This is a genomic window from Halomonas sp. SIMBA_159 (genome assembly GCF_046536035.1).
GTDB classification, from domain to species: domain Bacteria; phylum Pseudomonadota; class Gammaproteobacteria; order Pseudomonadales; family Halomonadaceae; genus Vreelandella; species Vreelandella venusta_A.
This window is the reverse complement of the sequence record NZ_JAWJBT010000100.1, coordinates 1-451: the sequence shown is the minus strand read 5'-3', so window position 1 is coordinate 451 and position 451 is coordinate 1. Positions and strand designations below refer to the sequence as shown.

Genomic DNA, 451 nt, shown 5'->3' with positions numbered 1-451 from the left:
TCTTGCAAGACCTGGATTGTCTGCTTTAAATTCTCGCGGTACTCCGTAGTGGCCGCAAATTTTTCTTCCTTGTCTTTCAACTTATCTTCCATCGAGTATCCACCTCCTGCCTAGCTATTCCCCCTTGTCCGCTATCAAAAACACCAAAAACCGCCGTACGGCAAAAAGGCCCCTCACCAATTGGTTTGGGCCGTTTTCCTATTTTGCCAGTTGAACTTGGCGACGAGCCAATAACACGTCAAACCAGCCGCCGCCCCTGTGCTGTCGATCAAAACGTCGCGGGCTTCCCCGCTGCGCCCCGGAATGAATAATTGATGGACTTCATCCGTCGCCGCGAAGAAGGCACTGAAGGCAAACGCCCACCATAGCGCACTCTTGAATCCTGTGCCGTTTGCCCTGAATGCCCGTACTAGCAGCAGCCCAAGCACGAGGTAGGAAAAGAAATGCGCGC

1 protein-coding gene is annotated in these 451 nt (G+C 53.0%); it reads right to left on the bottom strand.

Going from position 1 to position 451, the window contains the following annotated elements; all coding sequences use genetic code 11:
• Window positions 1–173 precede the first annotated feature (173 nt).
• The coding region (locus R0J87_RS18545; RefSeq protein WP_498888020.1) for a VanZ family protein at window positions 174–451 on the bottom strand (278 nt) is incomplete at its 5' end.